Below are 15,203 nucleotides of genomic sequence, written 5' to 3' on the forward strand. Positions count from 1 at the left end.
ACGCTGTTGTTTTGGGTTTTCTCTTTAGAAATGTTTTCCCAAATTCTTTTTGTAAGATCAATTTTATTGGGAAGTTCAGAAATATTAGTTTCACTGAATTTCTGAAAAATAATTTCTCTGCTAAAACTATTTTTTTGTTTTAATTCGTCATAAGTACAATAACTATATCCTTTCGTTCCAGAAAGAGAAGGAAGATATTTATCACCTTTTTTATAGAAATCATAGTAAGTGACTCCATTTCCCACTTTAAACTCATATTCCAATCCGCTTTTGTTTTTTACCTTATAGGAAGGATATTTGCTTTGATCATAGTTCAGTTCATAATGGATAATTGTTTTGTCAATTTTCTGATAAGTAATTGTGCCAGAAACATCTATTTCAGAAGTATTTATTTTAAAGACAATTGTTTGCTCATTATTTGAATCATTAACAATCTTGCCTGAATATTTTGCATCTTTTGTTTTGAAATAATAATTAACTCGTACTAATTCATAGTTGAAAAATAGGTTTCCTATAAAATCCTTTGATCTATTCAAAGATTGCCCCTTGCAAAAATTATTTTCAGAAATAGCAGATTTGAAATATTTTACCGAATCAACCTCCATTTGAATAAAATTATCGAACCTTTTATTAAAAGCATCTTTATAATTGTAGGTATTGGATTCTGTCCAAAGTTTACCATCAGCTATCAAAAGAAAACTTAAGATATCGTCATCACTGTTTTTTTGTTTGTAAAGAATGTTATAAATAGACGGTTTATTGTAATACCTCTTTTCGTAATTTTTCAACACATCTGAAAAAAGCTTTTTTATATCAACATTGATAATTTTTACTTCATCGATTTCTTTATATAAGGGTTTTAATTTTACGATTTTGTTGAAATGCGAAAATTTTTCTGTCTGGAAACCCGAGGCAGAAACTTCTATGTTTTTAGTAATTTCGGGCAACAAAATAAAACCATCATCATTACTATACATTATCATATTTGCATCAATTATTCTCGCATTTGGAATTGGATCACCATTTTCTGAATCAATAATTCTTAGTTTCAAATTTTGCGATTTGAAAACACTAATAATTGAAATAAAAAGTATAACAAAAATTCTTAACTGTATCATTTTTAAATATCTTTTACAAACTTATCGAGTTGTTGTATTCAATCAAAATATTTACTTTATAGATTTATAAATTCATGATTCAATATAATTCTTAACCAACACATAATCATAGTGTTATTTAAATAATTAAAAATATCAATTGTCTTATAAATGAGATTGTATTATGGATTGATCTGTTATGAATTAATATAACATTCGGGTTGACAGGTTGATTTTTATAGGTGTTTATTCAAGAAAAAGACACTGAAGAAGCACATCAGAATTTGTAATTTATAGATGAATAAATAATATTAAAATTCTCAATCTTAATATGTAAGAAAAACATTTTTTTATGAGACATCATGGATTTATGAATCCTCTGACAATAAAATTGTCAAAAAAAGCATAAGGGAAACGTGGCATTGGTTAATCTTTTGGTTGGTAATCGGGATGTCCAAGTTGCCAAAATGCGAATGCAAAAAGATCTCCTATATTAGCATATCTCTGTATTGCAGAATTACTAGTAGCATGGCCACCCTCATAATCAATTTTTAATAACACAGGATTAACTGAGGTATTATTTGCTAATAACTTTGCAGCAAATTTTACCGAAATCCAGGGAGTAACGATAGGGTCGTTAATGCCTGCAGTAATTAAAGTCGCTGGATATTTTCCACCTTTTTCTATATGATGATAGGCATCCATTTTTTTTAAAGCCAAAAATCCTTCCAAATCATTTACCGAACCATATTCTTGAACTGTGGTATTTCCAGTTCCTCCTGAAAATTCTTTTCTTAATGTATTTAGACTTCCAGATTCTATCATTATTGCAGCAAATAAATCGGGTCTTTCTGTCATTGCTCTGCCCATTAAAATTCCACCGGCACTTCCTCCTAAAAGCGCTATTTTTTTTGGTGATGTATAGTGTTGTGCTATTAAAAATTCCGTACAAGCAATTAAATCTTTCCAAGAATTGGATTTTTTCAATTTTTGTCCGTCAATATGCCATTGTTCTCCTTTTTCTCCGCCACCTCTTACGTGCGGAACCACAACCATACCTCCTTGGTTAACCCATAATAAATAACTCAAAGAAAAATAGGGATAATAGGATTCTGCAAAAGCACCATAACCATTAATAAGTACAGGAGTATTACCATCTTTTCTAATGTTTTTATTATGAATTAAAGATAATGGGACTTCTACGCCATCATAAGATTTTATAGTAATTTCCTCAACAACAACATCTTTAAATTCTGGGTATTCAATAATTGGAGTAAGATTTTCAGAAATAAAGGAATTGGTTTGTAAGTCATATTTGAATCGTTGTTCTTCATTTGCCCAACCTGAACAGCTAATCCAAATATCTGAAAAATCTTTCCCTTTTGCTTCCAAATAAATATTTCCTGTTACAAAAGGGGTTTTTATATTAGTTTCTTTTCCATCTTTGTATAAATACAGTTTCGCTTCTACGCCATTTTTAGTTCTTGTGAAGTAAACCCCATCTTTGGTGATTTTAAAATTTGTTATTACTTCATCTGGCTTTTCGGGAACCAATACTTCTGGATTTCTGAAATTGGGATTGTTCGTACTGGTTTTACACAATTTATAATTCAAAGAATTATATCCGGATAAAAAGTAAATTTCATCATTTGCTAAGCTTATGTTTTGTACCTTATCTTCTTTAGTATATAATGATTTCCAGTTTTTTTTGCCTTCTAAAAGATCTTTCTTGCTAATTATGAATGTGTTTCTAAAATCTTCAGAATCCACTAAAATCCCTATATAGTATTTGTCATCAGAATTGAATGACAAAACAGCAGGAAACGCCGTTTTTTCTATTCTAAGATTGGGATTGTTCGGATTAGAGAATACAACATTTAATTTTTGAGGATCTTGCCCTATTTTGTATAAAACGGACTGTGTATTTTTTCCATATTCTTTAGAACTGCTGTCAATGGTGGGATATGAAATATAGAAAAAGCCAGAATTGTCTTCCAGCCATCTGATTCCTCCGATATTCGAAGGATCTGTATTTGTGATAATTTCAGGATGAATATATCTTTTTCCTACGTCCATTACAATGACTTCGGAAAATTCTTTGCCATTTTCAGTTAAGGAAATGGCTAATTTGCTCCCATCCCAGCTTGGGCTTAGTAAGTTGATTACAAACTGATGTTTTAATTTTTCAGATAAATTCTTTAAGGAAGAACTAAAATCTGCTGGATCATAAAGTATTTCTTCTTTTCCATTAAATCCATTTCTGTAATATACTTTTGCCGACTTCTCACCAGCATTTATTTTAAGGTAAAAATATTTATCATTGCTTGTAATGCTTAAATCCGAAACGGAAAAACCTTGCCTTTTATCAAATTCCAATCTTTTGTTCAGATAAAAATTTTTATTTGGGATTTTATTGATAACAGAGATAGCATAATCTGTCTGAGATTTCATCCATTTAATGGTGGATAAATCTTTCAAGTTTTCTAAATTTCGGTATTCATCAAAAATTTTATTACCAAAATATTCATCTATAACTGGTAAAGATGGAGCAGGATCGCCTTTTTGAGCAACCATATATTTAGCTAAAAGAAAAGCAATGATAAATATTATTTTTTTCATTAAATAATCATATTCTAATCGTGGTTTCATTTGGTTTACTAGCATTTTCAGGAAACATACAACCTGTTTTTTCCAAATCATCATCACCACCCTTTATCGATTTCAGATTAGTGATTTTTGAAATTTTCACTTTGTTTAATGAAATTTTTTTTACACTTTTTTGCTTTTTCATAACGTTTTAAAATTTTATAATTATTTGTACAAATGAAACCATATTTTTCAAAACTTCAATGAGTTGTATTTATAGATTTATAAATATATAACAATAAAAAAGTCTTTATTCAGCTTAATTACAGGGAATTACACCGAATAGCTAAGGTTGTTGATTCTTCTGAATATAGCTTATACATTCTGTGTAATTTTCCTATAATAAAATGGTATTTTTGCAAAACTATTAAATTATGAAAAATATGAGATATTTTTTCCTTTTATTCATTGGATATTGCAATCTACTATATTCACAAAGTAGTTTATTTGAAAACTTGAATAAATATTCCTACGAAGAATTAGAAAATAAATTTTATAGTTATAAGGATAATAATGAAAACGAAGAATCTCGAATAATTGCAGAGTTTTATATTAAAAAAGCAAAGAAAGAAAATAAAGATAAAAAGTATATAGCCGAAGGATACGTACTGAATCATTACAATAAAGACTTACCGGTCGCATTAAAATATATAGATAGTTTAGAGATAATCAGTAAAAATGTACAAGATGAAAGATATCCAGCTCGAATTTATTTATTTAAAGGCATGCTATATTATAACGCTGATAATCTAAAGTTAGCTCTAGAAAATTATATTACTGCATTAAAATATGCAAAAGAAAAAAAGAACACACGACAAATTGCAATTGCAGATTTACAAATTGCATATTTGAATGGTTATATCGGGAAACCACATGAAGCATCTAAGGTTTTGAAGTACTATTATGACAATTCTGGTTCTTTAACAAATGAAGATATACAACACATTCAAATAAATTTAGCAGGTTCTTATTTGGATATTGATGAATTTGGAAAAGCAGAAAAATTAATAAAAAATGGCCTTAATTATACGCTAAAAAATAATGAGTATGTAAGATATAATAGATATTTATCCTTATCGGGACAGTATTATTTATTAACGAAGCAATATCCTAAATCAATTGAAATATTAGAAAAGGCTAAAGCCTATTTTTTAAAAAATAATATTGATTTGGATGCTAATTATGCAATGTTGTATTTAGGACAATCTTATGCTGAATCAAAAAACAAAGACAAAGCTGTCGAAAATTACATCAAAATTGACTCTATTGTTCAAAAAACAAATAATACTTTTCCGGAACTTCGGGATGTTTATAGTTATTTAATTGATTATTATAAAGAGAAAAAGGACAAAGAAAAACAACTTTTTTATATTGATAGATTTCTCAAAATCAATTCTATTTTAGACACTGGGTTCAGATATATTTCTCGTGAGCTTCCGAAGAAATATGATACGCCAAAACTTTTATCTGAAAAAGAAGAGATTATAAAAGAATTAAAAAACAAAAAATATTTATCTTATACTACTATAGGAATATTGTGTTTGCTATTGATATTCATTATGATTCTGTTAGTTAAGGCAAAAAGAAAAGAAAATGAATATAAAAAAATTGCGCAAGACCTCATAAAGTCTGTCAGCGAGAAAAGTCATTCTACTGAAAATAAAACTGAAAATGAAGTCATTGCGAATCAAGAAGTTTTTGATTCTGAAAAAAATAAATTACCTGATGAAATCGTAGAACATATTTTAAAGGAATTAAAAATTTTTGAAGAAAAAGAAAAGTATCTAAAAACAGGAATCACAGTTGATAGTCTTGCTAAAAAAATCAAAACCAATTCTTCCTACCTATCCAAGGTAGTAAACATATACAAAGAAAAAAGTTTTCCCAATTATTTAAACGATTTGCGTATTGATTATGCATTAATCAGATTATTAAATGATAAAAAGTTTCGATCTTATAATTTTTCAGTTATTGCCAGTGAATTAGGTTATAATAACGAACAAGCGTTTGCAAAAGCTTTTAAAAAAAGAACAGGAACAACCCTAACTGCTTTTTTAAAAGAAATCGACGGTCAATTATAATATTTATACATCATCGTATCTAATCATATTTTATATAATGCCTGAGATGGATAAAGGTTATTTCCCTATGTTTTGTTGAGATATAAAACAAAAATTTAGTAGCTATACACTTGAAGAAATTACTAAAAATCTTTATAAAATTAATTTTCGAAATCCCGCATAGTATTTACGGATAAATTTATGCCATAAATCTCGATTTATCTAAATTATTGAAAATTGATATTATTGAATAGTCATAAAAAAAGCATTAAAATAAGTTCTCATCTTCTAATTACTGAAAAGTAACAATATTTAACAATTTTTATTTTAGATAATTGATATTCAATCATTTATATTTTCATTATTTATAAATTTAAAACATAAATTTATAAATCTATATTTCATTGTCTTTTTTCTTATTATTTCGCCATATATATTTGTTAAAAGATGATGAGAAAACTTTTATTTCAATTCATTTATCATCACCCGAATAATACACAGACTAACGATAAGTCTGAAAGGTAAAACACTCTTTGTTGAATAGTAATATAAGATCAGTATTAAAATGTCTTAATTGAAAAAGAAATTATGAATAAAAAAAAAATTAAATGGACTTTTGCAATATTCTTATTACTTATAGGGAGAGTTGTTTTTGCGCAAACTAATAACGATAAAGTGCTTGATATAGAAGCAGATACTTTAAATATCAAACAAATTCAAGAAGTGCTTATTAAAGCTCAAAAGAAAAAGCAATTTTCTGATCATGCAAATTATACTTTTGATAAAGAGGCTCTTGAAAAAGCGAGGCATTCCAAAGATTTACTTACCACATTGCCAGAATTGCAACTTGATCCTATTTCCAGTACAGTGACAAGTATTAAAGGTGGAAAAATTCTCTTTCTTATAAACGGGATTGAGGGTTCTGATAACCAAATTAAAAGTATTGCGCCAACAAATATTGTAAGAATTGAATATTTTGATATTCCGCCTGCAAGATATTCGCAAAGAGCAGATACTGTAGTGAATATTATCACAAGAAATCCTGAAGTTGGTTATTCATACGGTACAGATTTAACATCAGCATTAACAACCGGATTTGTAAATGGTTCTGCTTATGCAGGTTATACCAAAGGGAAAAATGACTTCGGTTTGGAATATTCTATAAATCTTCGAGATTATGATAGCAGAATTGTCGATAAAACATATGAATATGACTTAAACCAAATTCACTATCGTTCTGCAGAACGACAGAAAGACCATTTTGGCTACACCTACCAAAATATTGGTTTACGATATGCAAATGTTGATGCTGGTAAGTATGTTTTTCAAGCAAAACTAAATATGGTTTTGAATTCAAGTTTTCTGAAAGGAATAGGACAAAGTATTTTCACAATGGACAATACGGAAAACTTACATAGTACTATTCACAACAATAATTCTAATTATACCAATCCCACTTTAGATCTATATTATTCTAAAAACATTGGTAAAAGAGATGAATTGAGCTTAAATTTAATAGGTTCGTTTTATAATACGAAGTCCTACCAATTTGACCGTGAATGGAGAGTTAGTGACAATACTGATGTTTTCAATAATGATATGAATTTAAAAGCCACGCAAACTGGAATTGTAGGAGAAGTTGCTTATGTTCATAATTTTGATAATGGAAAATTAAGTTCAGGATACCGGGTTTCTAATACTTCAATTGATAATGATTTAGTAAATCTTTTAGGAGCAGCAAAGTATTCTGTAAACTATTTAGAGCAATATCTTTACACTGAATATTCTGGCAAAAAAAATAAGTTTTCTTATCGATTAGGAATGGGTTTGACACAAATTCACAATAAGAGTGCAGAAATTACACAGGATAATTGGGCTCCAACGCCGAAAGTGGTTTTGAGTTATGAATTACCTAAAAATCAGTTTTTGAGATTTGTTACACAATATACATCTCAAAGTCCGTTTGCATCAGCATTAAGTAGTAATGTGGTACAGGTTGTCCCTAATATTGTACAAAAAGGAAATCCATATCTTAAAGCACAACATTTATTCAAAAATAACTTGACTTATTCTTTTAGCAATAAATATTTTGATGCAAATGCTACACTTTTCTATAACATTGTGGACAAATATTTTGCACAGTTTTATCAATTAGATTTGGAAACTGGAGGATATGCTTTAACGTATGAAAATGCTAAAAGTTATAATGAAAAAGGCGTGCAAATAAGCGGTTCTATAAAGCCTTTTGGAAACAATTTACTCGTTCTAAAAACTTATATTTCCCCAACTGCTACAAAATTGGTTTCAATAAATGGGACAGGGTATAAAAGAAATTTTGTAAGAAATAATTTTGCATTAATCTCTCAATACAAAAATTTTTCTGCTTATTATCAATTTAATTTTCCGGTCTTTTCTTTAAATGGATCTTTCCTTAATAAAGACGAAAACCAAAGTCATTTTTTTGCAGCCTATCAATATAAGAGTTGGACTTTCACAACCGGTATGTATTGGATAGGAATGCCTTCCAAGTATAATACAAGAAGTTTATCTGGTGATTTAGTGGCTTATACTAATGAAACAAACATTTATAATAACAAAAATATGTTTGTGTTAGGATTAAGCTATGATTTCTCAAGTGGAAAAAAAATACAAATTCAAAAGAAATTAAATAACAGTACAGCTCCAGCTGTTACTTTTTAAATGATTTAATATTTGTCTATTTACAATGCGCAGTGTAGAGAAAACATATATTATGCTTGCAAGCGATACCAAAATAGGGTTTAATGTATTAAAACTTTAACCAAATCTTAATTTTTAATAATATTCAAAATGAAAAATTCTAAATTAAAAAATGTTTATGCAGTTACTAAATTGGACTCTTTGCAACAAGGAGAGATAATTAGTGTTAACGAACAATTAGCTATTAGAGGAGGGCAAGCCATTGCAGGTTGGCAACCACTTTGCACCGTTAATAACTCATGTACTAGTAACAGTGGATGCGGTAAATCAGATACAGTAACGCCTTAAACTAATTTTCCCCATAATATATTTTATGTTATGGGGTTTTTATTAATCTAATAAAATTTTTGCATGTTTAAAAATACATATTATAAAATAAATACTGATGTAGGAAATGATACAGTTATTTATTATTCAAGTCGAAGCGGAGAGACAATAGCATTAGAAAGTCATACTGCGGCAATTTATGAAAGAGAAGATTATGACAACCTTCCTGATAATATTTTTTCAAAATTATTATCATCCTATTTAATTGTACCTAGTGAAGAAAATGAATTAGAGGAAGTTATACAAGAGAATAAAAATTCAATTTTAGATAGCAGAACATTATACCAAGTTATACAGCCTACCGCAAATTGTCAATTAGGATGTGGATATTGTGGACAGAACCATACAAAAGCACTATTGAATGATGTTCAAATGGATGCAATTGTCGATAGAGTGAAATATAAATTAGAGAAAGAAAATAAATTTAAGACTTTAGAAATTGGATGGTTTGGTGCTGAGCCCTTAATGGGTTTAAGTAATATTCGGAGCTTAACACCGCGATTAAAAAAATTGGCTGACGATCACAATTTAGATTATTCTTCTAAAATGACAACTAATGGGCTTTCCCTGAAACTTAACGTTTTTCTAGATTTAGTTAAAAATCACCATGTTCAGTCCTTTGAAATTACATTAGATGGTACAGAAGAGTTTCATGATAAAAGAAGATTTCTAAAATCAGGAGAAAAGAGTTATAATATAATTATGGAAAACCTGATTAGTATTTTAAACTATCAAGAGTATGAAAAATTAAATGTAGGTATTACTATCAGATGTAATGTTGATCAAACTAATGATCAAGGAGCCAATTTTTTGATTGACGAATTAAAAGCATTAGGACTCAATAAAAAAATCAAAGGTTTTTATGTTGCACCAATTCACTCTTGGGGTAACGATGCACATTTAAAATCATTAGAAGTTGAAAATTTCGCCGACAAAGAAATTGACTGGTTGATGTATTGTTTGAAAAATGAATTTAGTTCTTCTATTTTGCCAGCTAGAAAGAAACAAACATGTATGGCGGTTGATCCGGCAGCAGAATTAGTTGATGCCTATGGTAATATTTATAATTGTACAGAGATATCCTACGTGCCTACTTATGATGATTCGGACTATATTTTAGGAAATTTAGAAACTGTATCTTCAGATAATTTATTACTAAAAAGACATTTCATAGATTGGTATGATTTAATTAAGGAAAACAAATCAAATTCTCCCTGTCATTCATGTAAGATATTACCTGTTTGCGGTGGAGCATGCCCCAAGACATGGAAAGAAGGGATTTTCTCCTGTCCTTCAATAAAATTTAATATTGAAGACCGAATTGCATTGTCATATTTAATTTCTCAAAAAGGTTTAGAGATTTTTGATGTATTTTAAATATTTTTATTATGGAAAAATGCTATAATATATATGAAGGTTTAGACCTTCTTGCAAAAACTAAAAATAATGATTACAAGGCTTATGCTAAATTCGATGAAGGTATTACTCTAATGATAAATTCAATTTGCGAAAATAAAAGAAATTTTTCATTTTATTATGAAAATTATAGTGACGCTCTAAAAGAATCTAGAAAAGGTAATATATTGGCTGCAGAAGCATTGATATCGAGAGCCAAAAAATATATTGATAAATCCCTATTAAATGAAGAAGAAAATAAATTATATGACTTGATTTGTACACCAGTTGACGCATACTTATTTTATAAAAAACAAGATTATACAGAAGCAAAATTGAGAACAAAAGAAACAATGATTTTAGATTCATATTTTGAAGAAAGATTTCCAATTGTTTTTTATCATAAAATTCAGCAAATGCAAAACTTAGCAAGAATTGCGTTGAGAGAAAATAAAATTAATGAAGCTTTGGATGTATTAAAATTAACATTTGCTCTTTTAATAAATAAAACTCAAATCTCATATTATGATATTTATTTTAAACCAGCATTCTTAAAATTAGAAACTGAAGAATTTAGAAAATCCATGATTTATGATATACTTAAAGAATTAATATCTACAGGAGAAAGTAAGGAAGAAAGTGAAAAATCTTATATTATGGATTTTTGTACTCAAATAATTAATAACCCATCTCTTAAATTAAATGACTTTCATATTTCATAAAATTTTAAAATTTATTATATTATTAATATTAGGTTTCTTATTTCAAAACAATTATGGTCAAATGATAAAAAGCAAATTAAATTTAAATGGAATAAACTTAAATGAAGTTAAGATTGAGAATGCAGGTAAGATATTTCTACTAAAAGGAATGGAAAATTCTATAGTAATAGAAAGAGAAATGGACAAATATATGCATATTGACTTTAAAATTGTTGACAATATAGCTTTTATTAGATGTACAAAATTTGTTGAAGAAAGTAAAGACATTAATGCCAACATTTACATTACTCTAAAAAGTGAGGATGTTTCAATTTCTGCTAAAAATATAGGGTCATTTCAAACTGAAAAAGATACATATTTTAATAAAATTAAACTTAAAATTGTAAATTGTGGAAAAATAAATCTACTAGTTGAATCTCAGTCTTTGTTTTTTAATTTACAAAATGTTATTTCATTTCGTGTTGGTGGTCATACAGATAAAATAACTTTTCACAAGAATAATGTATTAATTAGTAATTTGAGAAAACTTGATGTTAAAAACGATTAATAAGTTTAAGTATTAATGATTTTTTATAATTCTCAGAATTACCTTTTATTTACGAAACGACATTTAAATAATGAAATTTATTGCTCAATATGATCAAATGGACTGTGGTCCTGCTTGCTTAGCTATGGTATCATCTCACTATGGTAAAGAATTTAGTTTACAATATTTAAGGAAAAAAAGTTTTATTACTAAAGATGGTGTATCATTATTAGGAATTTGCGAGGCTGCTGGAAATACTGGTTACAACACAACAGCAATAAAATTAGAAATAAAAAGCTTTTCAAAAGAACTCTTACCTTGTATTCTTCACTGGAATCAAAATCATTTTGTAGTCCTTTATAAAATTTCAAAAAATATTTTCACAAAAAAATATATTTATAAAATAGCAGATCCCGGACATGGTTTTATTTCTCTAAGTGAGGATAAATTTAAAAAATCATGGCTTTCAGATGGTGAAAAAGGTATCGCACTGTTTTTAGAACCCACAGAAGATTTCTATAAACAAATCCCACCTGAAGAAGAAAAACTGTCTATAAAATATTTAATGAAATATTTAAAGCCCCATCAAAGTCAAATGGGCTGGATGCTTTTTCTACTTACTTTAGGCACTGTTACTACTTTAGTATTTCCTATTCTCACACAAAAACTAATAGATGATGGTGTAAATAAAAAGAATTTTTCAATCATTACTTACATTTTATTAGCACAATTAGCATTTTTTTTTGGAAATATTGTCATCAATATTTTCCGCAACTGGATTATGCTTGTTGTGGGAACAAAAATTAATATTCAAATTATTTCAGATTTTCTTAAAAAACTTTTAAAACTACCCATAAATTTTTTTGATACTAAATTAATGGGAGATTTCAACCAGCGTATTCAAGACCATGAAAGAATTGAAAATTTTCTTACATCACAAAGTTTATTAACGTTATTTTCCATCATTACTTTTTCTGCATTTTTTGTTGTGCTTTGGCATTATGATTTCAGAATTTTATTTGTTTATATGGCCTTGACGATTATTTCAATTATATGGTCGATCTACTGGATGAAAAAGAGAAAAATTTTAGATTATTTCCGATTCCAACAAAGAAGTGAAAACCAAGAATCGATTTACGAAATCATTAATGGTGTTTCTGAAATGAAACTGAACCAATTTGAAGATTTCAAACGCATGGAATGGGAACAAATTCAGCAAAAACTTTTTAAAATCAATATACGGATTCTGAAATTAGACCAAGTACAGCTTTCAGGGTTTGAGCTTATTAATCAATTTAAAAATATATTTGTCACTTTTATTTCCGCCTATTTTGTCATTAAAGGACATTTGACGTTAGGTGCACTATTAAGTGTTTCTTACATTATTGGGCAGATGAATTCACCTGTAAATCAACTGATTTCTTTTTTCCGTTCCTTACAAGATGCAAAATTGAGCTTATCACGCTTAAATGAAGTACAAAATCACCAAGAAGAAGAACAAAAAAATCACGTTCCCCTTTTAAGCAAAAAATATACGGAACAAAATGGTATTGAAAAAGGAATTTATTTTAAAAATGTTTCTTTTCAGTATGAAGGTCCCCAATCTCCCTATGTATTGAAAGACATTAATTTGTTTATTCCCGAAGGAAAAGTAACCGCAATTGTCGGTGCCAGTGGAAGCGGTAAAACAACTTTGATTAAAATGCTCCTAAAATTCTACAAACCTGCGTCTGGAGAAATACTTTTTAACCATTTGAATATTAATGATATTTCTCCATTGGATTTACGGAAAAATTGCGGAGTTGTAATGCAAGATGGTTTTATTTTTTCTGATACCATTGAAAGAAATATTGCAACAAGCGATGAAAATATAGACTATGAAAAATTAGACAAATCTCTACAAACCGCAAACATCAAATCTTTTGTAGAAGAATTGCCTTTGAGATTATATACCAAAATCGGAGCTTCCGGTAACGGAATTTCGGGCGGGCAAAAACAAAGAATCCTCATAGCAAGAGCAGTTTATAAAAACCCTCATTTTATTTTCTTTGATGAAGCAACGTCTGCATTAGATGCAGAAAACGAAAAAATTATTCACGATAATCTTCAATCTTTTTTCAAAGGGAAAACTGTAATTATTGTCGCTCATAGATTAAGTACCGTAAAAAATGCGGATCAAATTATTGTTTTAAAAAATGGCGAAATTGTAGAACAAGGAAATCATCAAAGTTTGGTTGAAAGAAAAGCAGATTATTATAATCTTGTAAAAAATCAGCTAGAACTTGGAAATTAGCCGTCCTACTTCGTAAATTATATTGAAAATAATTTAAATAACAACTAATAATTATATTTACACTTGCTTCCGTTATTAATACTTTTACAGGAATGCTCGTTTCCAATCTTTCAAACAAAAAAGGAAGCTGAACTTCATAAGGTGCTTTGATTTTCCGAAAAAATACTTTTTCAATCGCAAGGAAGAAATATATTTTTAAAATACTACCTGTCTAATTTTGTAAAAAAGTATTCTATTATTCAAAAAATCCTGGCAATGCTTTCAAATTTACTATTTTCTTTCAAAAGAAACATTAAAACTCTTTTTAATACCACAATTAATTGCAACCTCTTTTCCAAAACATCAAAAGCCCATACCCGGCAATGTTTTAGAAATGTGTTTGCTCCGCTTTCCTGCAAAAATGCGTTTTCGACCAAAGGGAGAAATTGCATTTTTGCCGCCCGATTTTTCAATCAAGCGACAAAAATTATAATTTTATAGGTTGTGAATAAAAATTTTTCAAATTCAGAAAGAACCCTCTGTTTTCGGTCATTCCGTTGCGGAACAAATTCCACAAAAGCGAACTTCCCATTTGTGCTAATGTTGAATTAATAAACAAATCTTGTTTTTCTAAAGCTTCTACCAAACTGCAACTCGGTGTATCGTCCTGCGTTTCGGATTGTTTTAAAAGTTTTCCAAATTCTTCGGTAACGAAAGGCAGATTTTCAACCGTTTCGTATTTGTCTGAATTGGGTTGTTTAATATTTCCGATAGTAGAGAGCAAAACCTGCCCCGAATATTGACTATTCCCAAAATCAATCCAGTATTTACACTGATTTCTGTACAATCTCCTACCCTCCTTTAATTCATTTAGAATTTCTGCAATTTCAAAACGTGGTTTCACATTATCCACACACGAAATATAAATTGCAGACTGCATATTTTCTTTTATTCGACTCAAAACATCTTTTTCAAATTTTAGAGTTTCAGCTTTCCAATTGGTTCCGAAAAATCTGTTGATACGGTTAATCAAAGCAACGGATTTATACAATCCCAACTCACTTTCAGCAAATAATTGTCTGCCCAAATTCGCTTCTGTTATTATGTCATCGTCCCAAAATCTCACGGACAAACCTGCGTGATTCAATTCTGTTAAAGCGTGGTTCATTCTTGCCAATGCTGTTAAAACTTGCGAACCTGTTCCCCCACCTCCGATTAAATTTACTGTTACAGGATTAGTAGGATTAAGCAAATCATTATCCGTAAAATGAACTTTCGGTTTTTCTAAATGTATCATTATAATAATTCTTTTAATGTTCTATTATTTTTTACTAAAATTTCTTTCGGGAAAAATTCTTTTGTTTCCACTTGTTTTTTCCAAAGATTTACACAATTTCCTTTTATCGGATTATGATTATT

11 protein-coding genes are annotated in these 15,203 nt (G+C 28.6%); 7 read left to right on the forward strand and 4 right to left on the reverse strand.

The features are described 5' to 3' along the window. The 3 genes from WBY99_RS07930 to WBY99_RS07940 all read right to left on the reverse strand — a co-directional run. A partial coding sequence (locus WBY99_RS07930) for a hypothetical protein (RefSeq protein WP_423975794.1) occupies positions 1–1,052 on the reverse strand: 1,052 nt, incomplete at its 3' end. Between the two features lie 471 nt (positions 1,053–1,523). Next, complete coding sequence (locus WBY99_RS07935; RefSeq protein WP_423975795.1) at positions 1,524–3,716, reverse strand: prolyl oligopeptidase family serine peptidase; 2,193 nt, start codon at positions 3,714–3,716, stop codon at positions 1,524–1,526. Between the two features lie 7 nt (positions 3,717–3,723). Beyond that, the gene (locus WBY99_RS07940) at positions 3,724–3,888 is read right to left on the reverse strand and encodes a hypothetical protein (RefSeq protein WP_423975796.1); all 165 of its coding nucleotides are present in this window, start codon (positions 3,886–3,888) and stop codon (positions 3,724–3,726) included. Positions 3,889–4,198: 310 nt separating this feature from the next. Between WBY99_RS07940 and WBY99_RS07945 the strand changes: the two genes are divergently transcribed. From WBY99_RS07945 to WBY99_RS07975, 7 genes are all read left to right on the forward strand, one after another. Next, positions 4,199–5,824 carry a helix-turn-helix domain-containing protein gene (locus WBY99_RS07945; protein ID WP_423975797.1) on the forward strand — a complete coding sequence of 542 codons (1,626 nt, stop codon included), beginning with the start codon at positions 4,199–4,201 and terminating at the stop codon, positions 5,822–5,824. Positions 5,825–6,391: 567 nt separating this feature from the next. Next, on the forward strand, positions 6,392–8,503 hold the full coding sequence (locus tag WBY99_RS07950) for an outer membrane beta-barrel protein (protein ID WP_423975798.1): 2,112 nt from the start codon (positions 6,392–6,394) through the stop codon (positions 8,501–8,503). A 129-nt stretch (positions 8,504–8,632) separates the two neighbouring features. Beyond that, a complete protein-coding gene (locus WBY99_RS07955) occupies positions 8,633–8,830 on the forward strand; it encodes a hypothetical protein (RefSeq protein WP_423975799.1) in 198 nt (65 codons plus the stop codon). 63 nt (positions 8,831–8,893) lie between these two features. Further along, a complete protein-coding gene (locus WBY99_RS07960) occupies positions 8,894–10,246 on the forward strand; it encodes a radical SAM protein (protein WP_423975800.1) in 1,353 nt (450 codons plus the stop codon). An 11-nt stretch (positions 10,247–10,257) separates the two neighbouring features. Then, entirely contained in the window at positions 10,258–10,986 is a 729-nt protein-coding gene (locus WBY99_RS07965; RefSeq protein WP_423975801.1) for a hypothetical protein, read from the forward strand. Between the two features lie 61 nt (positions 10,987–11,047). Beyond that, complete coding sequence (locus WBY99_RS07970) at positions 11,048–11,533, forward strand: GIN domain-containing protein (RefSeq protein ID WP_423975802.1); 486 nt, start codon at positions 11,048–11,050, stop codon at positions 11,531–11,533. A 70-nt stretch (positions 11,534–11,603) separates the two neighbouring features. Beyond that, positions 11,604–13,805 (forward strand): peptidase domain-containing ABC transporter, encoded by a 2,202-nt coding sequence (locus tag WBY99_RS07975; protein ID WP_423975803.1) that lies wholly within the window; start codon positions 11,604–11,606, stop codon positions 13,803–13,805. Positions 13,806–14,271: 466 nt separating this feature from the next. On the opposite strand, the gene WBY99_RS07980 is transcribed toward WBY99_RS07975, so the two are convergent. Then, positions 14,272–15,078, reverse strand: a complete 807-nt coding sequence (locus WBY99_RS07980; RefSeq protein ID WP_423975804.1) for a PRTRC system ThiF family protein — start codon at positions 15,076–15,078, stop codon at positions 14,272–14,274. Positions 15,079–15,203 lie beyond the last annotated feature (125 nt).

The organism is Kaistella sp. (genome assembly GCF_049588135.1).
Taxonomy (GTDB): Bacteria; Bacteroidota; Bacteroidia; order Flavobacteriales; family Weeksellaceae; genus Kaistella.

Excerpts from the sequence above, each read along its gene's own strand:
- WBY99_RS07935 (WP_423975795.1), bottom strand. The coding sequence starts at position 3,716 with ATGAAAAAAATAATATTTATCATTGCTTTTCTTTTAGCTAAATATATG.
- WBY99_RS07940 (WP_423975796.1), bottom strand. The coding sequence starts at position 3,888 with ATGAAAAAGCAAAAAAGTGTAAAAAAAATTTCATTAAACAAAGTGAAA.
- WBY99_RS07950 (WP_423975798.1), top strand. The coding sequence starts at position 6,392 with ATGAATAAAAAAAAAATTAAATGGACTTTTGCAATATTCTTATTACTT.
- WBY99_RS07955 (WP_423975799.1), top strand. The coding sequence starts at position 8,633 with ATGAAAAATTCTAAATTAAAAAATGTTTATGCAGTTACTAAATTGGAC.
- WBY99_RS07960 (WP_423975800.1), top strand. The coding sequence starts at position 8,894 with ATGTTTAAAAATACATATTATAAAATAAATACTGATGTAGGAAATGAT.
- WBY99_RS07965 (WP_423975801.1), top strand. The coding sequence starts at position 10,258 with ATGGAAAAATGCTATAATATATATGAAGGTTTAGACCTTCTTGCAAAA.
- WBY99_RS07970 (WP_423975802.1), top strand. The coding sequence starts at position 11,048 with ATGATAAAAAGCAAATTAAATTTAAATGGAATAAACTTAAATGAAGTT.
- WBY99_RS07975 (WP_423975803.1), top strand. The coding sequence starts at position 11,604 with ATGAAATTTATTGCTCAATATGATCAAATGGACTGTGGTCCTGCTTGC.